This is a genomic window from Ignavibacteriales bacterium, from assembly GCA_015709675.1.
GTDB lineage: Bacteria > Bacteroidota > Ignavibacteria > Ignavibacteriales > Ignavibacteriaceae > H2-BAC3.
The window spans coordinates 2,242,960-2,262,889 of the sequence record CP054182.1 but is presented as its reverse complement, the minus strand read 5'-3'; the positions used below and the strand labels follow the sequence as shown (position 1 = coordinate 2,262,889).

Genomic DNA, 19,930 nt, shown 5'->3' with positions numbered 1-19,930 from the left:
AACCAAAATCAGAGAGAGCCGCCAAAGAGTCCGCTCATATAGCTGAAAAGCTTTTCACGCCTGAGCAGACTGTACATCTCTTTTTTCTGGGTTAGGTCCCCCTTAAACTTTATCAGGAACCATGTTTTGGCAGCTTTGCGGGGCAGTTTTTCGGTAAAGATTCTGAGTACAGAAACGGATGTATCCCTGACATTAAAAATCATCTGGGCATCTTCCTCAGTTCCGGAAGGCGTGCCCAACACAGCCAGATAATCCTCTTCGGATGGCTTCCTCTGTTTTGCAGAAATCAGAAAAAACGTGGTTTTATTCCGTTTATCATTCTGAATCGGGTAGGCCAAGACACTTAGTCCCAGTGCTTTTGCGGAAGATTTGGAAGCAATAATTGCCGAATCTCCGGGGCTTTTTTCCACGTAGAGTTTCGCCCCCGCAGTATCATGCACCTCTTTAATTTTAACGGAGGCAAACTCCTCCTGCTGCAAAAAATCCGTACACTGCGCCAGTGCCTGCTGGTGAGAATATATATTCTTAACGGCTTTCAGGTCCAGTCCCGGCTTCCCAAGAAGTGCATGGTCGAGTTTTGTAGTGATTGCCTCGTGTACTGGAAACTGAAACTCAGAGAGCAGGGAGTAGTTTTCAGGAATTTCTCCTGTTATGAAATTGATAAACGGCAGGAGGGCGAAATCAGCATCCCCGTTTTGAACGTCATTAAACGCATCCTGGAATGTTTTCCGGTAACGGATAACGAAAGACTGTCCGAATCTTTTTACAACAGTCTTGTAACTGTAAGATTCCGGCTCCCCCTGTATTGAAATAACAGGTATTTTACTGCTCATCGCTAAGTTCATTGAGTAAATTAACGGCTTTCCGGCGGAGTGAATGTTCGTCAGAATCATTTACGATTACCAGATCCGCGAGTTTTGATTTTGTAATTTCGTTCATCTGATTTCTCATCCTCTCCTCAACTTTTTCGCGGGATATATTATCACGCTCCATTGCCCTGCTGATGCGCAGATGATCAGGCGCGGTAATGAGTACCACTTTGTCAAACAGTTTTTGCAGATTGGCTTCAAAGATGAGTGCAGCTTCGTAAAATACACGCGGTTTTTCCTGAAGTATCCGGTCCATAAGAATCCGGGATTCTGCCCCTACTGCCGGATGCACGATTGCATTCAGACCGGCAAGGAGTTCAGGATCAGAAAATACTTTTGCGGCTATATATGGATTATTCGGTTTTCCGTTGAGGTAGGATTCTTCGCCAAGAAGTGTTTCAATCTTTTGGCGGACAACTGAATCTTCCGCCATAATTCTCTTTGCAATGGTATCAGCAAACAGCACTGTTTCACCAAGTTCAGAAAGATATCTGCAAAAAAGCGTTTTGCCGGAACCGATACCCCCGGTAACTGCGATTTTTGCCGGCCTGCTCATTTTGCGAAGTGTACTTTACGCACTTCTCTTATGACGGTTACCTTAATCTGCCCGGGAAACTGCATTTCATCTTCAATCTTGCGGGCGATATCATAGGCAAGTTTATCGGCAACAATATCATCAACTTTATCGTGCTCAACCACAACACGGACTTCACGCCCCGCCTGAATTGCATAGGTTTTTGCGACTCCCTCAAATGAGCGGGCAATCGCCTCGAGTGTTTCAAGACGCTTTACATAACCTTCAATCGGCTCTCTCCTTGCACCGGGCCTTGCGCCTGAAATTGCATCGGCAGCCTGGACAAGAGGTGCAATCGGGTGTTCCATTTCAATATCTTCGTGATGGCTGCCCACCGCATTCACGATAATCGGATGCTCACGGAATTTCTTTGTAATCTCCATACCAATCAGTGCATGAGGACCTTCCATGATCCGGTCCATTGTTTTGCCTATATCATGCAACAGGCCGGCACGTTTTGCCATATTGGCATCAAGTCCTATTTCAGCAGCCATGATGCCGGTCAGATATGCAACTTCAACACTGTGCTGAAGGAGATTCTGGCCGTAGCTTGAGCGGTATTTCATCCTGCCAATCAGTTTAATAAGCTCATTATGAACACCATGAATACCGAGCTGCAGAACAACAGTCTCCCCTTCCTTAAACATTTCTTCTTCAAGGTCATGTTCAACTTTTGCGACTACTTCTTCTATTCTTGCCGGATGAATTCTGCCGTCTGCCATCAGGCGTTCCAAAGAGAGGCGGGCTACTTCACGGCGGAACTGATCGTAAGATGAGAGGATAACTGCTTCGGGTGTATCATCAACAATAACATCCACTCCGGTGGCAGCTTCAAAAGCACGGATATTTCTTCCCTCCTTACCGATAATCCTTCCTTTCAGTTCATCATTATGAATCTGAATTACCGATACGGTAGTTTCAACAGAAACTTCTGCGGCTGTGCGCTGAATTGCCTGGATAATTACTTTCTGAGATTCTTTTTTGGCTTCAAGTTTTGCTTTTTCATAGATTCCTTTGACTGCTTTATTTACTTCCCCTTTTGCTTCCTGGGTCATGTTTTCTATGAGAATTGCTTTTGCTTCTTCAGCGGTGAGACCTGAGATTTTTTCAAGTTTTTCATTCTGTTCTTTCTCAATCCTGTCGAGTTCTTTTGCTCTCAGGTCAAGATTTTTTTTGAGTTCGAGCAGATTTTTTTCCGCCTCTTTGTTTTCCCTCTCTTTTGCAGAAACTGTGTCAAGTTTTCTGTCAATTGTTTCTTCCCTCTGCTGAACCTGTTTTTCAAGGTTTTGTAATTTCTGACGCTTTTGATTTACTTCTGAATCGTATTCAACCTTCTTTTTATACCACTCATCTTTTACCTCAAGGAGTTTTTCGCGTTTAAGATTCTGGGATTCTTTTTCTGCGTCGGTGAGAATTTTATCATACTCTTTTTTTGCGTCGGTGACCATTTTTTCACTCTCGCGCTTTGCCGAATCAATAATTTCGGCAGCGCGCAGTTCACCTGCGGCAACGCTCCTCTTACCTAAGCGGGAGTTCAGCTTCCAGCCGAGCCAGAAAGCCAGCACCAGCAGAAGCAGTATATATGTCAAATCAAGCAATTCCATACATCCTCCGGTAGTTCCGAAAATAAGTCGCCGCGCCGGCCACTATTCTAACAGGGAAAGAACCCGTGGTCAGATAGTGAGGGAAGTTGCCCGAAGCATCGTACTTCCAATGTTACCCTTTGCAGGGCGTATCCGGCAAGCCGGATTAAGGCCTGTATTCAGCGTCGTGAGCCAACAACCCGTAGTGAACAAAGTTAGTTCTTTTTGTTTTTTCACGACCGGCGAGGCGCAATACTCTTATGGATTGTATAAATCTGGCTGGGAGAGAAGAAACTTTATCCGTTTTACCTTATCAGAGGCCTGAATCAGGTATTCCTTACTCTTGTTTTTCTCAAGGAAGAAGTCATAGGCAATATTTAATGATGCAATTATTGCAACTGTCTGAGCAGGATGATCAGGGAGTTCCTCCCTGGTTTCTTCCATTACACGGTTAACGTATTCAGCCAGTTCCTTTGCCAACTCCTCGTCATCAACGAGGAGAGAATATTCTTTATCGAAGATCTTGACTTTAAGTTTCTTCTTTTCAGACACGATTTATTTATCCGTTTTCATTCGCCTTTTATTCCGTCGGCTAAACGGTTATTAATTAAAGTGATTGCCCCCGCAATCCTGCTTTTAAGTTCTTCTTTTTCCGCATCACTCATTCCGGGGTTCTGCAATGCCCGGTTCCTCAGTGATTCAAGTTCTTTCTGATTTACTTCAATCTGAAATTTCAGAAATTCATTTTCCTTTTTTGCTTCAGCCAGTTTCCGTTCCAGTTCAGTTTTCTCAGCGGCAATCCGCCCCTGGGTATCAAGGAATCCCTCAATCTGATTCTGCAATGAATCAAGTTCATTCAGCAATGCCTCAAAACGGTTCTGATCTGTCAATTACTGCCCCTCAACTGAGCATTAAATTTTTTGGAAATTTTTTGTATTAATGAATTAAATTCTTTATCAACAATCTCATCAGTCAGTGTTGCATTTTCGTTGTAGAACTCAAGTGAAAACGCCATGCTCTTTTTGCCCTCACCCAGACTTTTGTGTTCATATACATCAAACAATCTGAATGAACTGAGAAGCGGTGATTTATTCTTCTCGACAAATGCTGACAGTTCACTGTATTCAACACCTGAATCCAGGATAAAGGCGAAATCCCTGAAAACTTTCGGGAATTTTGGCAGATGCCTGAATCCTTCCTGCTTCTTTACTGAATCAGCAAAACTGCGAATGGTAAACTCCGCGCAAAACACCGGCTGATCAATATCGAACTTTTTGAGAATTTCCTTTCTGATGCTGCCGCCGGTTACGATCACCTGCCCCCTGCTCTTAACCTCTGCCACACTGCCAAAGATAATATTCTCTTTAGAATAATAGGAATCAATAGTGAAAGAATCAACAGAAAACTTGACGGCAAGGCTCTCAAGGTCCCCTTTCAGGTCAAAAATGTCATATTTTCTTTCGTTTCTGAACCATTCTTTGCTTTCAGCTTCGCCGGAGAGTACAAGCACACACCGGGTTTCCTCTTTCAGGTTCTCCCAGGAGATTTCTCCTTCACCGCTCCGGGACATTACATTGCCGATCTCGAAGAGGCGGACAGTTTTTTCACCTGCGTGAATATTCCGGCGGATGTTCTGAAGCATACCCGGGATCAGGGAGGTTCTGAGATATTCCATCTCAACGGTGAGAGGGTTTTTTACCTTTACCGGTTCACCAAATAGCCGGCTTTCCCAATCGGAAATCATCGGAAGCGAAATAGCTTCATAATAACCCAGCCCCGTCAGTGCGGTTTTCAGCTGATCATCAAACTCGGTCTGGTCAACACGGTTGTGCACCGGATAACTCACAATCATATTATCGGGTATATTTTCATATCCATAGACGCGGACAACCTCTTCGATTACATCAATCTCCCTTTCAATATCAGGGCGGAATGAGGGAATCTCAAGCATCAGTTTTTCATCCGTTGCTCCCGTGATTACAAACTCAAGGGACTTAAGAATCTTTTCTACCTTCTCTTTTGGAACAGCAAAGCCGAGTATCCGTTCAATACGGCTGAAACGGAGTTCCGTTTTTCTCTTTTCAATGGCAGAGGGATATATATCAATAGTCCCTGCAATCAGTTTTCCCCCGCCAACCTCAGCAATAAGTTCAGCGGCGCGTTCAGCGGCAAAAAGAGTCATTTCAGGATCTGTCCCCCTCTCAAACCGGTAGGAGGCATCAGAACTCATCTGAAGGAATTTGGCTCCTTTGCGGATAACAGAAGGATTAAAATATGCACTCTCCAAAAGTATGTTTTTTGTATTTGCAGTTACTTCAGAATTCTCTCCTCCCATGATACCGGCAATGGCAACTCCCTTCTTTCCATCGTTTATCATGAGGATATCGGGATTCATCTGCCGCTTATTTGAGTCGAGCGTGGTGAATTCTTTCAGTGAACCGGCTTTATTAACTACTATTTTGCTTCCGGCAAGGGTATCAAGATCGAATGCATGAAGCGGCTGGCCAAGTTCATGCAAGATAAAATTGGTAACATCCACCACATTATTGATTGACCTGAGCCCGATTGACTGAATCCTGTTCTTAAGCCATTCCGGCGAAGGTCCAATAGTAACATCTGTTATAACTTTGGCAGTATATCGCGGGCAGCCCTGAGCATCAGCAATTTCCACAGATGCAAGTGCATCTATATCATCTGCCGCGGTGGAATTTTTCAGTGAGGGTTTCCTGATTTCCCTGTCAAAAATCGCCGCCAGGTCACGGGCAACTCCCAGATGAGAAAGTGCATCGGGGCGGTTTGGTGTTATGCCTATCTCAAAAATTACATCATTAAGTCCTAACACGTCCGATATATCTTTTCCCGCTTCAGTATCTTCAGGAAGAACCATGATGCCATCGTGATTATCACTGATAGCGAGTTCTGATTCTGAGCAGAGCATGCCTTCTGACTCAGCGCCCCGGATTTTGGATTTCTTTATCACGAAATCTTTTCCGGGAATATGTGTCCCAATGGAAGCAAGAACAACCTTCTGTCCGGTTGCAACATTGGGTGCACCGCAGACCACACTCAGTTCATTCTGTCCGTCCCACACTTTGCAGAGAGACAATTTATCAGCATTCGGATGTTTAACGCACTCCCGCACATGCGCAGCAACAAATCCTTTATACATCGCCCGCTGGTCAGTCATTTTTTCGACTTCCAGTCCGGCATTGGTCAGCTTTTCAGAAATTTCTTCAGGGGAAATTCCGTCAAGCGATATATATTCTTTCAGCCAGTTGAGTGATATTACCATGATTAAAACTGCCTTAAAAATCTGAGATCGTTTTCAAAATAGAGACGTATATCAGGGAGACCGTATTTCAGTATACCGATACGCTCAACACCCATGCCAAATGCATAACCGGTAATCTTTTCCGGATCATATCCCACGCTCTTAAATACATTAGGGTCAACCATGCCGCAGCCGAGAATTTCGAGCCAGCCGGAATGTTTGCACATTCTGCATCCTTTGCCGCTGCAGATAAAGCAGGTTACATCAAGCTCTGCACTCGGTTCGGTAAACGGGAAGAAACTTGCCCTGAAGCGGTGCTTAATGCTGCTTCCGTAAAATTCTTTTGCAAACGAAAGAAGCGTGCTTTTTAATTCCATAAAAGTGACATTATCACCAACGGCAATACCGTCAATCTGGTGAAAGATACAGTGGCTGCGTGCGTTGATATCCTCATTGCGGTACACTTTGCCGGGCATGATTGCACGGACAGGCGGTGGTCCTGCTTCCATAATTCTCACCTGCACGGGAGTGGTATGCGTGCGGAGAACAAAATTATCGCTGATAAAAAAGGTATCCTGCATATCGCGGGCAGGGTGGTTCGGAGGGAAGTTCAGCGCTTCAAAATTGTAGTAATCAGATTCAACTTCGGGCCCTGTATATATCGAGAAGCCCATCCGTTTAAAAATGGCTTTAATATCATCCATGGTTTGCGTAACCAGATGCCGGCTTCCGATAACGCGGGCTCTGCCGGGGAGTGAAAGATCAATGCGGGCAGCGGGTTCATCGCCGCTGTTTTCGTATTTAGATGCCAGCTCGGTAAAGGCTGCTGTCAGTTCATCACGCAGATGATTCAGCATATTGCCGACCTGCGGCTTTTCCTCTTTGGGCACATTCTTCAGTTCAGAAAACAGGCCTGATACAGCGCCGTTTCTGCCCAGATATGCAATACGGAATTCCTCAAGTGATTTCTGGTCATTAATTTTAGCCAGAGACTCCTGAGCCCGGTTTTTCAGTTCATCAATCTTTTCTTTCATCGGACATAACCCTTTAAAACAAAATACCCTCTCCCCCTTGTAAGGAAGAGAGGATAATGAAACATGTATCTATGGATTAACTTTTTACGTAAGAAACTACATCAGCAAACACTGCCGGATGTTCAGCAGCAAGTTTAGCAAGTACTTTTCTGTTAAGTCCTACTTCTTTTTCAGACAACAGGTGGATCAGCTTTGAATAGCTGAGGCCGTGCATCCTTGCGGCTGCGTTAATTCTGATAATCCAAAGACCGCGGTAATCTCTCTTCTTGAGGCGTCTGTCTCTGAATGCGTGAGTTAATCCTTTTTCAATGTGGTTCTTGGCAATCGTCCAGACGTTTTTCCTGGCACCCCAGTAACCTTTGGCTCTCTCAAGAACGCGTTTTCTTCTTCTGTGAGCTGCAACTTTATTTTTAGATCTTGGCATTTCTTATTTTCTCCTTTATTGCAGCATTATTTGAACTTTTTGCAAATTGGTTTTATCAACAAGAGTACCATGTCTCAGGTTTCTTTTTCTCTTGGTTGATTTGGAGGTGAGAATATGGCTCTTATACGCCTTTTTTCTCTTAAACTGACCGGAAGCAGTTCTTCTGAACGTTTTGGAAGCTCCGCGGTTACTTTTCATTTTAGGCATTGTTATTCCTATTTGTTGATTATTTTTTCTTTTTGCCCTTTTGCGGGACCACAATTACACTCATGTTACGCCCTTCCATTTTCAGGGGGCTTTCAACTTTTGAATATTCACTCACCCGTTCAATAAACTGATTCAGCAATACCTCTCCCTGTGATGTATATGCCATCTCGCGCCCCTTGAACACCACTACTGCCTTTACCTTGTTGCCGTCTTCAAGGAATCCGATCGCGTGCTTGGTTTTGAAATCGAAATCATGCGAATCCGTGTTCGGATGAAATCTGATTTCCTTCATGACAGAAACGTGCTGATTCTTTTTCTGCGTCTTTTCACGCTTCTGCATTTCATATTTATACTTGCCGAAATCAATTATTTTGCAAACCGGCGGTTCTGCTTTTGGTGCAATTTCCACCAGGTCAAGTTCTTTTGATTTTGCCAGCCGGATTGCATCTGCAACTAAAAATACTCCAAGCTGATCTCCTGCTGAATCAATCACCCGCACGGTTCTTGCGGTGATCTCTTCATTTATTCTGATTTCTTCGGCGCCTGCGATAGAATTACCTCTTTGTTAGTGATATATTTTGTTGTTAATCTCTTCAAGAAACTGCGCGATAAGTTCATCAGCGGTTGAGCTTACTGAGTCAGCCGATTTCCGCTTTCTGACGGATACCGTACCTGCCGACTGTTCTTTCTCACCAACGATGAGCATATACGGTGCTTTTTTCAGCTCCCAGTCCCTGATCTTATAGCCGATTTTTTCACTGCGGTGATCAAGTTCAACTCTGATACCGGCTTTCTGAAGTTTGTCAGTTACTGACTGCGCATATTCCATATAATTCTGTGATACCGGTATAACTGCTGCCTGAACCGGTGCAAGCCAGAGAGGAAAATCTCCGGCATAATGTTCGAGCAGAATACCAAAGAACCGTTCAATTGAGCCGAGCAGTGCGCGGTGTACCATGAACGGACGATGTTCTTTACCGTCTTCACCGATATATTTCATATCAAAGCGCTCCGGCAGATTAAAATCAAACTGCACGGTGCTTAACTGCCACTCGCGGTTAAGGGCATCTTTAATCTTGATGTCAATCTTTGGTCCGTAGAATGCTCCGCCTCCCTCGTCAACTTCATAAGGAATCCGTTCCTTTTCCATTGCGAGTTTCAGAGACTCTGTGGCTTTCTCCCAAAGATGATCTTCACCAACCGCTTTTTCCGGCTTGGTCGAAAGGTAAAAATTCAGATCAGTGAACCCGAACGAGCCGAGTATATACTTGGCAAATCTGATAACTTCAATTACTTCCGGTTCAACCTGCTCAAGTGTGCAGAATATATGTGCATCATCCTGAGTGAATCCTCTGACGCGAAGCAGGCCGTGAAGCACGCCTGATTTTTCGTAACGGTAAACCGTTCCGAGCTCAGCCCAGCGCAACGGAAGATCACGATAGGAACGGAGCTGCGTTTTATAAATCATGATATGAAACGGACAGTTCATCGGTTTGATGTAATAGTCCATTTCGTCAACCTTCATACCGGCGTACATACTGTCGCGGTAAAAACCTAAGTGACCGCTGGTTTCCCAGAGCCAGCTTTTGCCCATGTGGGGGGAGTAAAGCATCTGATAGCCGTTATCCAAATGTGCTTTCCTCCAGAAGTCCTCCACCTCAAGGCGGATTCTTGCACCCTTAGGATGCCAGTAAATAAGCCCGGCTCCTGCTTCTTCATGAACCGAGAAAAGGTCAAGCTGTTTGCCGAGCTTACGGTGATCACGCTTTTTTGCCTCTTCGAGGAAAGCCAGGTGATCTTCAAGCATTTTCTTTTTGGGGAATGAAACCCCGTAAATTCTCTGAAGCTGCTTATTCTTTTCATCGCCGCGCCAGTAGGAACCTGAAACGCTCAGCAGCTTGAAATACTTAATCTTGCCGGTATCCGGGAGATGACGCCCGACGCATAGATCGGTAAAATCTCCTTCGTGATACAGACTGATGGTCTCCTGAGTATCATCCAGTTCGCTCAGGATTTCCAGTTTATAGGGGTCTCCCTTCTTTTCAAAGAAGGCAACCGCCTCAGCTTTGCTTAGCTCCTGACGGACAAACGGATTTGCCTGTTTAGCCAGTACCGCCATCCTCTCCTCAATGACTTTCAGGTCATCTTCAGTGAGTTTTTTATTCACGTCGATGTCGTAGTAAAAACCGCCGTCAACCGGAGGACCAACGCCGAATTTAGCTTCAGGATGAAGATCCTGTACAGCATGAGCCATCAGGTGCGAGGTCGAGTGCCAGTAAACATACTTTCCTTCTTCCTGGTCAAAAGTCACAAATCTGACTGAGCAGTCTGACTCCACCGGAGTGTAAAGCTCCGTTTGTGAACCATTGATAACCGCCACCAGGGCATCATCTGCCAGGCGGTGGGAAATGGCTTTAGCTATTTCAAAGGCAGTAATGCCTTTAGGAAATTCCCGGGCGCTGCCGTCGGGAAGGGTAACGGTAATATTCACTGTAACTCTTTAAAACAAAAAACCGGATACAATCCGTCTGATAGTGGGCTCTATAGGATTCGAACCTATGACCTTCTGCACGTCAAGCAGACGCTCTAACCAACTGAGCTAAAAGCCCCTCTGAAAAACTCGCCGGGAACCAATTAAATGGTACCGAGGGCCGGACTCGAACCGGCACGGAAACAAGTTTCCTCAGGATTTTAAGTCCTGTGCGTCTACCAATTCCGCCACCCCGGCGAATTATTTTTTTCGGACTTTAAAGATAAGGAAATTCATGGTCACTACAAATTGGAAATTTTGAAATAATCCGCGTTTTCACCCCCCATTCGCCCACATTTTGGGTAAATGTAAGCACAATTCTGAGATAAATATAATTTTTGCGGTGGTTATAATATTCACCTTAAACTTTTTCAGGAGTTTATTTCCCGGGGACTGAATCTTGAAGGGTTCATTTGTGACAGAGTAACCCGACATCAGATTTCTGATTCTTCAAAATTAAACCAACAAGGTGTATGGCGGTGACATCGGTGTAATCAGGAAACAGATGAAATTACATCTGAAAGAAGGAAAAAGTTATTTCTTTTTATAAAAATCCTTTTTGTAGTTCTTCATCATCTTACCGAATATTTTGTCTTTTTTGCGTTTTTCGGCGGTGGTCATTTCAAAGTGTTTTTTCTCCCTCTCCAGTTTCAGAAAGTTCTGGTAAGATTCTTTGTCCAGTTCTCCCTTCTCAACAGCTTCAATAACGCCGCAGCCAGCCTCAGTTGTGTGGGTACAATCCTTAAATTTACAAGACTCAGAATACTGCAGAATACTGTCGAACGTGGCTTCTAAACCGCCCGCAGTATCGGCTATACCAACTTCTTTCATTCCGGGATTGTCAATCAGGATTCCGCCTTGTTCAAGCAAAATTAATTCCCTGTGAGTTGTAACGTGCTTTCCTTTGTTAGTACTCTCGCTTATTCTTCCGGTTTTCATCAGTGATTTACCGGATAGATTATTCAGCAGTGAGGACTTACCAACACCTGATGAGCCAAGCAGACAATACGTTTTTCCTTTTTCAACGGAGGTATATAAGGCCTCATAACCCTTTTTGGTCTCATTACTGACCGGAAAAACCGGAACATGGGTAATCCTCTGCGAGATTTTCTCTTTAAGTTCATCAATTTTAGAATCGTCAAATAAATCAGTCTTTGTAAGAACTATTAAGTGGGTAACTTTAGAAGTGTAGCATATCGTCAGGTATCTTTCTATCCGGTTGATATTAAAATCTCTGTCAGCAGCCTGCACAATGAATGCAAAATCAATATTTGCCGCAATAATCTGAACCTCTCCGAACTGACCGACTGCCTGACGTTTGATGATCGAAAACCTCGGCAGAATAGCATGAATTATTGCAAAATCATCATCATAAGCAGTAAGAGCAACCCAGTCACCTACAGCCGGAAAATCTTCACGGTTCCTGGCCGTGAACCGCATATTACCGGTTATCTCAGCGTGGAATTCGCCCTTAACTGTTTTGACTACATACCGCTCTTTGTGTTCAGCAATAACCCTCCCTATTTCAAAATTGATCAGGTCATGTTCAATCCTGAACTTTTCAAGCAGAGTGTTATATCCTAAATCTTCAAGTGTCATGGTATTTCAATCTTATTTAACGGCACCGTTATCAGTATGACAATTAGTCAGAGTTATATTCACAGCGGGAAACCCATGCAAATATATGAATTTATCAGAATACGAAATTCTTATTCAGGAATTGGACCATAAATGAATTTGGAGAAAATTACGGGGGCTTTATATTTTGCCAACGTGCATTCCCGCAGGCGATGAGTGCTCAATAAAATAAAGACAGGTTATCGGTTTTTACGCAGGTCAATTTTCCCCCAATCTCTGGTTTCTCCCTGATTCATAATTCATACTTTATAATTCATAATAAAAAAAGGGCTGCCTTATTCAGACAGCCCTTCAAATAAGAGGATTATTTCCTATTAATAAACTGACCAGGTGAAGTCGGTTGCGTAGGTATAATCGTAGTTGGTCAGGTTGTATGAGTTTGACCAGTAGTAGTAGATATACTTACCCTGTGAGCTGCTCCAGATATTATCTGTTTCAGCGTAGAAATCTGTCCAGCCGGTACCAACGTTGTTATACACAACGTAGTAGCCTGAGTTCAGATATCCCTGGTAAACACCATCAATGTAAACATAGATGGTATAGTTGGTGTAGTTTTCAACTTTTACGTCAACAACCTTTGCGCCCGGGCCTCTGGTGGAAGCGAGTTCAGCTTCAACTGAAGAGATGGTTGCGCCGAGATCTTTTGACTTATTCTTGTCGTTGCCGAGCATGGAATTTTCCCAGATTCCCTGAAGGGTCTTGAGAGCGTTAACATTCTTCTGCTTGGTTGCCAGTTCGGTAGCTTCTTTAAGAAGGTCATTACCGGTGATCTGAGCTTTGGACTTTGTAGCTCCTTCTTCGAGGAAGAGGATCATAGCAGCTGCGATCAGGGTGTTAACTTCTGCCTTCTTGCGGCCGTTTTCAATCATTGCACCGAGGTTATCCAGTGATGAGTTGGATGACTTTAACTGTGCTTTGAAGTCAATGGTGTTAGCCGGAACGGTAACAGTCTCATTGGATTTCTTGTTTTCTTCCTTCGGCTTCTTGTCCTGAGCGACAGAAACTGAGGTGAATAAAAACGCGAGCATTAATACGAAAGCTGCGAAACGATTTGTTGTGAACATTTTGTGTCTCCTGTGAATGGATGTTTTTGAAAAATTTTGTTTCTGAATTTTATAGCACACAAAGACTGCAAAAGTTCCCGAACCCTGAGAACTTCTGTCCCGAAAGTTAAGGAATTCCGGTTAAAAACAAGGCCAATCTGCTCAAAAGTGGCAAAATAACTCATTTGAGCTACAATTTTCAGGTCTGGTTTCCGGCGCAAAACCCTGAAGCCTCGTAAATATCTCATTTAGCTCCGGTGCCTGTATTCCTGAAATACCCCCCATAAATGCAAAAAATTCACTATTCATAATTCATACTTCACAATTCATAATTCTACTTGTAGTCCCCCACCATCACAAAGGATGCCCAGTAATAAGGGAAGACGAATTTCGGGGTCTGCTGAAGCACCCGTTTTGCCTCCTGAAGCGCCTGCACCTTGTTCATGGTCTTTAGATTCTTGTAAAAAGCATTCATCAGGATGGAAGTTGCCTCGTCATCCACCTGCCAGAGGGAGGCGATTACGGTTTTTACCCCTACATCAAAGAATGCATTCGCAGGATTCACCATCCAGCCCTGGATAATTTCATCACTTACGGCAGTCTGGCATGCTGATAGTGTAACCAGATTATACTGATTCAGATTTGAAAGACCCCAAACCTCTTCGATAGTCAGTTTACCATCCTCCCCTGCTATATCATTTGCGGCGAGGGTCAGATAGGAGTTCTCTACCTTGTTATAGTCAAGATTGCCGTGAGTCGCAAAATGAAGCGCGTTAAAATCAGGGGTGAGGTTTTTGACCTTATCCTCCGAAGCTTCATTTCTCACATAGATTTTTGAGGATTCAAATATCTTCTTCAGGTCATTCACTTCCGTTTCTGAGTTTGGCAGTGTGTTATCAGCATTGCCGAATGCCATTACACGGAAGTCTATATCCTCAACATCTGTCTGTCCGGTGAATATTTCCAGTGTGCTGATATAGAAAATCGAGTATTTCTGATTCATGAAAGTTCGCTTATCATCCTGGACAGATGAAAGCGCTTCAAACGGCAGGTAATAAAGTTTGCCGTATGGGATGATAGAGAGTTTCTTTTTATCCTTTATGATATCATATACCGGTCCAACCAGGGTCTGGAAGAGTTCATCCGTGGTATTCAGGAACGGCTTCAGTTTTGAATCAACAACCAGATCTTTGCCTGAGGTCTTCGGCATAAACGTGGTCGGATCAAGATCTCCGAGTGACTTGCCAATCTGTGAGTCTTTCATCAGACGGTAGAGTTTCACAACAGATTTTTCGATCTTCTCACGGGTAACAGGGATTACCTTTGCGACAACGGTATCCCGCGAGGCAGCAAAGATATATAACTGATTCTCACCCATCAGGTAGGCAAGCACTGCCACATCATCCGGTATCTTGCTCTTTGAACGGATGAAACTCTTCGGATTTACATTGCTGGCAAAATAGTTTTGCAGCGTCGGGAACTCCTTCACGGTCTGAGTAATAAAGTTGATATACTCTTTCTCCGCAACATTCTTGCTCTTTTCAAGGCTTTCAAGGTACTCTTTGTTTTGCTGAGATTCAGGTTTTGCCTTTACTTTTGCAATTTCTTCTTCAATGCCGTTTACCTTGCTCTTCAGGTCTTTTTCTTTATTGATAGCCTCGTTTTTGTTTTCATCCTTGAACTTTACATCAAGTTTGCCGAACTGCTGTTTCAGAGCTTCGTTATTGCTCTTATCAAGGAATATCAGCGCGCTGTCAATCTCATTTTTCTGGATATACAAAGAAATAATTTCTTCATAGATTTTCACTTTCTCCTCTCCCGCGGAGAAAAGTTTGGCTGCCTGTTCGCCTCCGGTCAGTTTGCCGCGGATGATTTCAACCACCTCAATCGCTTCTTTAAGCTTTTTAATGCCGAGGTCAACCTGATTCTGGTCGCGGTAGATGAGCCCCTGCATATACAGCGGCTGATACAGATATCGTGTTGTGCCTATCTGCCGTGATATTGAAACGGATTCATCCAGATACTGCAATGCGGTTTTGAAGTCCTTTTTATAATAAGCAACTTTACCTTTTATGTTTGCAACATCGGTAAGGCGGTCCTTCTCGCCGGATTTCTTAACCAGGCGGTATGCTTCATCTATATACTTTTGGGCATCTTCATATTTTTCCTGGGCGATATTCATCTTCGCGAAAATAGTGTTTACCGTAACCTGCAGAGAATTAAAGTTAAATCCGTCTGCCATCTTCTTGGCTTCATCAAGATACTTTTTTGCTTCGTCGAATTTTTTCTGCTCAGCAAGCACCTCACCGGCATTTGAAAGAACGATCGCGTAGAACTCATTCTTAGCGCTGTATTTTTCAAGAATTTCCTTTACTTTGAGGAACTGAGGCAGCGCGGAGGCATGATCTCCCTGCCAGTAGTATATGGTTCCTTTATTATTAATCGGAGTCGCACGGCTGTAATCATCATCCTTGGATGCATAGAGACTGTCTGCTATATCGTAATGATAAATAGCTTTCGCGAACTCGCCCATATGGTTATACACATTACCAAGGCTCAGATTGATGGAGGCAAGCCCCCAAAAGTTGTCAATCTTTTCATAAATCTTTTTTGTTTCCTCAAGAATGCTGAGTGCGTTCTTGAATTCACCCGTATAGAGAGCCATATCGGCAAGACTCTGATTTGCTATTGCAATCTGATTATTGTTGTTTGCCTCAACAGCGATTTTCTGCGACTGGCGGAAGAGTGAATCAGCGGTTTTGAAATCACCGCGGCTCATAAAATAGTATCCAATATCAACCATGGTACTCGAGATTTTTGCGAGGTCTCCCAGTTTTACGTAAATGGCATAAGAAGAATCAATATACTTCTTGCTTAGTTCAACATCGCCGTTTTCTTTATAGAGGTTGCTTATTCTCTGATAGCAGTAGGCAAGATTGTTGTCGTTATTAACCTCGGCTGAAAGACGAACAGCAAGGTTAAAGGTTTTAAGTGCATCATTAAAGCGTTTGTGATAGACATATTCAAGCAATCCGAGATTGGCAAGTGTGTATACCCGACCGCTGAAATCACCTATCTGTTCATACAGTTCAAGGGCTTTCTTCCAGTTTAACTCAGCATTGGGATAATCAACGTACTGATAATACACAGATGCTATATCGAAGTATGCTTCCGCAAGTTTGAAAGGGTCTTTCAGATTACGTTTGATATCAAGCGACTTTTCAAGCTTTTCTTTAGCTTTGGAAAGATCTTTTACTTTAAGATAGAGGTCTCCCAGATCTTTATATACATCCGCAAGACCGCTTTCATCATTAGCGAGTTCATAAAACTTGACCGCCTTTTCGAATGCCTCAATTCCTTTTGCCGGGTCACCGCTTTCCTTATAGAGAGCGCCGAGTTTGCTCCAGGAGTACCCCTGTCCGGCAAGATCATTAGCCTGTTCCCTCAGTTTTATTGCGTTATGATGGGTTGCAATTGCTTTTTCATAATCACCCAGCGTCCAGTAAACCTGTGCTATATTCGAAGTTGAGAACCCGGCATCCTCAGAACTTCCCCTTTTGGTATGCACTTCATAGCCTTTGGTATAATATTCAATTGCCTTCTGATATTCACCCAGCTGCGAATAGTTATAAGCAATGTCATTGAGTGCTTCCCCTTCCTCCTGCAAATTATTCAGTTCTTTAATTAGGGGCATCATACCAAAATAATGCTCAATAGCACGGTTATGATCTCCCTTCTTCTCATAAATCTCGCCAATGTTATCAAGGACGGTGAGTTTAGAAGCTTTAGCAGACTGCCGCTTTGATGAGTCGTAATATGCAACTGAGAGCTGATAAATTTTAATCGCTTCATCATACTCATTAAGATAACGGATTGACCATGCCTTTCCCCAGAGTGATGAACCGATGGTTTCATACAGAGCATCAGAGGGGTCTTTGGCCGAGACCTGCATCTTCAGTGTGATGGCGGAATCAAACATTGCCGCTGACTCCTTAAGAAAATCCTGATCCTGCAGATTAAGCGCATCGTTATGAAGCGTCTCTGCAGCATCCCACATATAATCCCCTTTTATATACAAATATCTTGCCTTTCGGAAGTGATGCCCTGACTTTTGATATTCCTTGGTATCGCGGTATGCCTGACCGAGCTCAAAATTGGTTTTCATATAATCCCAGCTTGCGGGCAGATACGATGCAAGAGAATCAAGATACTGCAGCTGCGCAATCTGTACCGGATATTCTCCAGCGCGTACGATAATCGAATCTTCAATGGAACCGGCTATCTCTCCGATCAGAGATTCATCCTCAAGACTTGCTCCGTATCTTGACATAAACTCTGAGGGCTTTGCCTTGCCAATGCTTTCCCAGATAATCTGCTTTAACTGTGATTTGTTCAGCGGTGAATCACTCAGAAGCCATGTTGCAAACATTACTGGGAACTGAGAGTTTTTGCCGTTCCAGGAGCCGGGATACTCTGAAACATAGGTAAGATAAACCGATACCGTTTCATAACTGGCGTCTTTAATACCATCCATCATGCTAACCCCTTTCAGGTAACCTTTTTCTGAAGGGGCAGTCCAGGTCGGATAATCATTTACATACTGCGAATACCGCTCATGAGAAGCGTGAAGATCATCCACGAGTGCTTCCACTACCCGTTTCTCCAGGGAGGCATTATTATAACGGCTCAGCATAAAGCGGGAGTAGAGTATCTGATTATTCAGCGTCCGGTAGTTCATATTTATGGCGGCGGTTTTTTCAAGAACACTTGAAAATGACCGCTCAAGAGTATATACCTCCAGTCCGGCAAAGTCACCCGGATATACCATTTTCCATTCCTTGCCAGGTGTTTTCAGCTTAATTCCGATGGTGGAAACAAATTCGCCGGCTTTAATAACCCTGATCGCCCCTAAATAGAAAGATGAATGCCCCTCAACATCGGTAAAATACGCACCTGATATATCACCTTTCGATCCGACAAAAAGACCGTCAGCTGTGCCTCCGGCTACAACTGCCTCTGCTGAATCGGGGGTAATATACCGGACACTCAAAATATAAAACTCATTTTTAGCTGTTTCTTTGGTTCTTTTAGGTGCCGTACCGATTTCTTTACCGTAATTTCTCACGGCTATTTCAAGGCCGGTTGCAGCATCAGAAAAAAGAATCACCTCATCCGGACCGGCAAACTGCATCATCTCCGAGGCTTTGCTCAGGAAAAGGTCTCCGTCTTTATAATTTCCGGTTCTTATGGAATACACCGCCGCCATCAGATACGTCTGAAATGCGCTTTTGGATGGGGTCAGGGTTTTCATTACTGATGCCCGGTTTTTAGAAAGCCACTCTGATGCAGATTTTACCGAGTCAGCAATTATCGAGGCTTTTTCACTGTCATCATCATATCCTTCCCCGAGTGTTTCAGCAAGTTTCCTTTTCTCATCAAAATAAAACGAGGAGAGTGAGTAGAGTTCATATTTAACCAGCGTACCGGCAGTATAGCCGGTATATTGATGTGCGCTTGTGGATAAATTTGCCGCAACTGCAGTTTTATACGCAAGTTCATAATAGTACGCAGCGAGCACCGGAATATATAAATTCTCATAGGCGAGACCGATATTGGAGAGAACCGAAACCAGCAGTCCCGCTTCACCCCCTCTTTCATAAGCTGGTATGCAGTCCATCCACTTTCGTATTGCTGTCCAGTATTCTCCTGCTTCATAATCAGTTACTCCCTGGTCATGCAATGACTGGGCGGAATCAACTTCCATATACTTGTGATTGAATATCTTTGCCTCCTGGGCAAGAAGATCTGATGCTGAGGAAAACAGCATGAAAGCGAACAAGTAAACAAGAATCCGGGCATTGCTCATGAGTAACTCCTGAAAGTATCAAATAGATTTTCTTTAAACAGAGAAACGGATCCTGAAACTTCAGGACCCGCTTCGTGAAACATTATCTTAATAAACTGACCAGGTGAAGTCGGTTTCGTACGTATAATCATAGTTTGTCAGGTTGTATGAGTTCGACCAGTAGTAGTATATATACTTGCCCTGTGAAGAACTCCAGATGTTATCGGTTTCAGCGTAGAAGTCAGTCCAGCCTGTTCCGATATTGTTATAGACCACATAGTAACCTGAGTTGATATATCCTTTGTAGGTTCCGTCAACATATACATAGATTGTGTAGTTTGTATAGTTTTCAACCTTTACATCCACAACTTTTGCTCCGGGACCGCGGTTAGAAGCAAGTTCTTGCTCAACGTTGGTAATGGTTGCAGCCACTTCCTTGGCTTTGTCTTTATCGTTGCCAAAGAGAGGGTTTTCCCACAGTGCTTTTACGGTATTCAGCGCGGAGGTATTCTTCTGTGTGGTAGCAAGCGTAGTAGCTTCCTTCAGAAGATCAAGACCGGTTATCTGCGCTTTCATTTTGGAACTGTTCTCCTCCAGGAAGAGAATCATTGATGCCGCAAGCAGTGTGTTTACTTCTGCATTTTTTCTTCCGTCCTCAATCATCTTGCCGAGTGATTCAAGCGAAGAGTTTGAAGATTTCAGCTGCGCCCTGAAATCAATAGTTGAAGCCGGTACAACAAGCTGCTCTTTGGATTTTTTATTTTCCTCTTTTGGTTTTTTATCCTGAGCCAGAGCTGCTGATGAAAAAAAGATGGAAAATACGAGCGTGAGAACAATCGCGAACATTTTTGAGTTTTTCATTTGAAATCTCCTTGAGAAATTAATTAGTGATGATAAATAAAATTGTTGTTG

General features: G+C 43.7%; 15 protein-coding genes and 2 tRNA genes. All 17 read right to left on the bottom strand.

Going from position 1 to position 19,930, the window contains the following annotated elements; translation table 11 throughout:
* Positions 1–8: 8 nt before the first annotated feature.
* The 17 genes from HRU80_08435 to HRU80_08355 all read right to left on the bottom strand — a co-directional run bounded on the left by HRU80_08435 (position 9) and on the right by HRU80_08355 (position 19,879).
* A complete protein-coding gene (locus tag HRU80_08435) occupies positions 9–833 on the bottom strand; it encodes a hypothetical protein (protein ID QOJ28907.1) in 825 nt (274 codons plus the stop codon).
* Positions 823–1,425, bottom strand: a complete 603-nt coding sequence (locus tag HRU80_08430) for a dephospho-CoA kinase (GenBank protein ID QOJ28906.1) — start codon at positions 1,423–1,425, stop codon at positions 823–825. Before HRU80_08430 ends, HRU80_08435 begins: the two co-directional genes overlap by 11 nt.
* Complete coding sequence (rny, locus tag HRU80_08425) at positions 1,422–3,047, bottom strand: ribonuclease Y (protein ID QOJ28905.1); 1,626 nt, start codon at positions 3,045–3,047, stop codon at positions 1,422–1,424. The genes HRU80_08430 and rny overlap by 4 nt, the downstream gene beginning before the upstream one ends.
* 237 nt (positions 3,048–3,284) lie before the next feature.
* The gene (locus HRU80_08420; GenBank protein ID QOJ28904.1) at positions 3,285–3,578 is read right to left on the bottom strand and encodes a cell division protein ZapA; all 294 of its coding nucleotides are present in this window, start codon (positions 3,576–3,578) and stop codon (positions 3,285–3,287) included.
* Between the two features lie 17 nt (positions 3,579–3,595).
* A complete protein-coding gene (locus HRU80_08415) occupies positions 3,596–3,916 on the bottom strand; it encodes a hypothetical protein (protein QOJ28903.1) in 321 nt (106 codons plus the stop codon).
* Entirely contained in the window at positions 3,913–6,318 is a 2,406-nt protein-coding gene (locus HRU80_08410; protein ID QOJ28902.1) for a phenylalanine--tRNA ligase subunit beta, read from the bottom strand. Before HRU80_08410 ends, HRU80_08415 begins: the two co-directional genes overlap by 4 nt.
* A 2-nt stretch (positions 6,319–6,320) precedes the next feature.
* Entirely contained in the window at positions 6,321–7,331 is a 1,011-nt protein-coding gene (gene pheS, locus HRU80_08405; GenBank protein QOJ28901.1) for a phenylalanine--tRNA ligase subunit alpha, read from the bottom strand.
* A gap of 76 nt (positions 7,332–7,407) precedes the next feature.
* Positions 7,408–7,755 (bottom strand): 50S ribosomal protein L20, encoded by a 348-nt coding sequence (gene rplT / locus HRU80_08400; protein QOJ28900.1) that lies wholly within the window; start codon positions 7,753–7,755, stop codon positions 7,408–7,410.
* A gap of 15 nt (positions 7,756–7,770) precedes the next feature.
* Entirely contained in the window at positions 7,771–7,962 is a 192-nt protein-coding gene (rpmI, locus tag HRU80_08395; GenBank protein ID QOJ28899.1) for a 50S ribosomal protein L35, read from the bottom strand.
* Between the two features lie 19 nt (positions 7,963–7,981).
* Positions 7,982–8,488 (bottom strand): translation initiation factor IF-3, encoded by a 507-nt coding sequence (locus HRU80_08390; protein QOJ30494.1) that lies wholly within the window; start codon positions 8,486–8,488, stop codon positions 7,982–7,984.
* Between the two features lie 39 nt (positions 8,489–8,527).
* Positions 8,528–10,447 (bottom strand): threonine--tRNA ligase, encoded by a 1,920-nt coding sequence (thrS, locus tag HRU80_08385; protein ID QOJ30493.1) that lies wholly within the window; start codon positions 10,445–10,447, stop codon positions 8,528–8,530.
* Positions 10,448–10,497: 50 nt separating this feature from the next.
* A tRNA-Val gene (locus tag HRU80_08380) sits at positions 10,498–10,571 on the bottom strand.
* Positions 10,572–10,601: 30 nt separating this feature from the next.
* Positions 10,602–10,690 (bottom strand) — tRNA-Leu (locus HRU80_08375).
* Positions 10,691–11,026: 336 nt separating this feature from the next.
* A complete protein-coding gene (gene rsgA / locus HRU80_08370; GenBank protein QOJ28898.1) occupies positions 11,027–12,091 on the bottom strand; it encodes a ribosome small subunit-dependent GTPase A in 1,065 nt (354 codons plus the stop codon).
* A 353-nt stretch (positions 12,092–12,444) separates the two neighbouring features.
* On the bottom strand, positions 12,445–13,194 hold the full coding sequence (locus HRU80_08365; GenBank protein ID QOJ28897.1) for a hypothetical protein: 750 nt from the start codon (positions 13,192–13,194) through the stop codon (positions 12,445–12,447).
* Positions 13,195–13,507: 313 nt separating this feature from the next.
* The gene (locus HRU80_08360; protein QOJ28896.1) at positions 13,508–19,039 is read right to left on the bottom strand and encodes a tetratricopeptide repeat protein; all 5,532 of its coding nucleotides are present in this window, start codon (positions 19,037–19,039) and stop codon (positions 13,508–13,510) included.
* A gap of 87 nt (positions 19,040–19,126) precedes the next feature.
* On the bottom strand, positions 19,127–19,879 hold the full coding sequence (locus HRU80_08355; GenBank protein QOJ28895.1) for a hypothetical protein: 753 nt from the start codon (positions 19,877–19,879) through the stop codon (positions 19,127–19,129).
* Positions 19,880–19,930 lie beyond the last annotated feature (51 nt).

Excerpts from the sequence above, each read along its gene's own strand:
- rpmI (QOJ28899.1), bottom strand. The coding sequence starts at position 7,962 with ATGCCTAAAATGAAAAGTAACCGCGGAGCTTCCAAAACGTTCAGAAGA.
- pheS (QOJ28901.1), bottom strand. The coding sequence starts at position 7,331 with ATGAAAGAAAAGATTGATGAACTGAAAAACCGGGCTCAGGAGTCTCTG.
- HRU80_08410 (QOJ28902.1), bottom strand. The coding sequence starts at position 6,318 with ATGGTAATATCACTCAACTGGCTGAAAGAATATATATCGCTTGACGGA.
- rplT (QOJ28900.1), bottom strand. The coding sequence starts at position 7,755 with ATGCCAAGATCTAAAAATAAAGTTGCAGCTCACAGAAGAAGAAAACGC.
- rsgA (QOJ28898.1), bottom strand. The coding sequence starts at position 12,091 with ATGACACTTGAAGATTTAGGATATAACACTCTGCTTGAAAAGTTCAGG.
- HRU80_08365 (QOJ28897.1), bottom strand. The coding sequence starts at position 13,194 with ATGTTCACAACAAATCGTTTCGCAGCTTTCGTATTAATGCTCGCGTTT.
- HRU80_08360 (QOJ28896.1), bottom strand. The coding sequence starts at position 19,039 with ATGAGCAATGCCCGGATTCTTGTTTACTTGTTCGCTTTCATGCTGTTT.
- HRU80_08430 (QOJ28906.1), bottom strand. The coding sequence starts at position 1,425 with ATGAGCAGGCCGGCAAAAATCGCAGTTACCGGGGGTATCGGTTCCGGC.
- HRU80_08355 (QOJ28895.1), bottom strand. The coding sequence starts at position 19,879 with ATGAAAAACTCAAAAATGTTCGCGATTGTTCTCACGCTCGTATTTTCC.
- HRU80_08435 (QOJ28907.1), bottom strand. The coding sequence starts at position 833 with ATGAGCAGTAAAATACCTGTTATTTCAATACAGGGGGAGCCGGAATCT.
- rny (QOJ28905.1), bottom strand. The coding sequence starts at position 3,047 with ATGGAATTGCTTGATTTGACATATATACTGCTTCTGCTGGTGCTGGCT.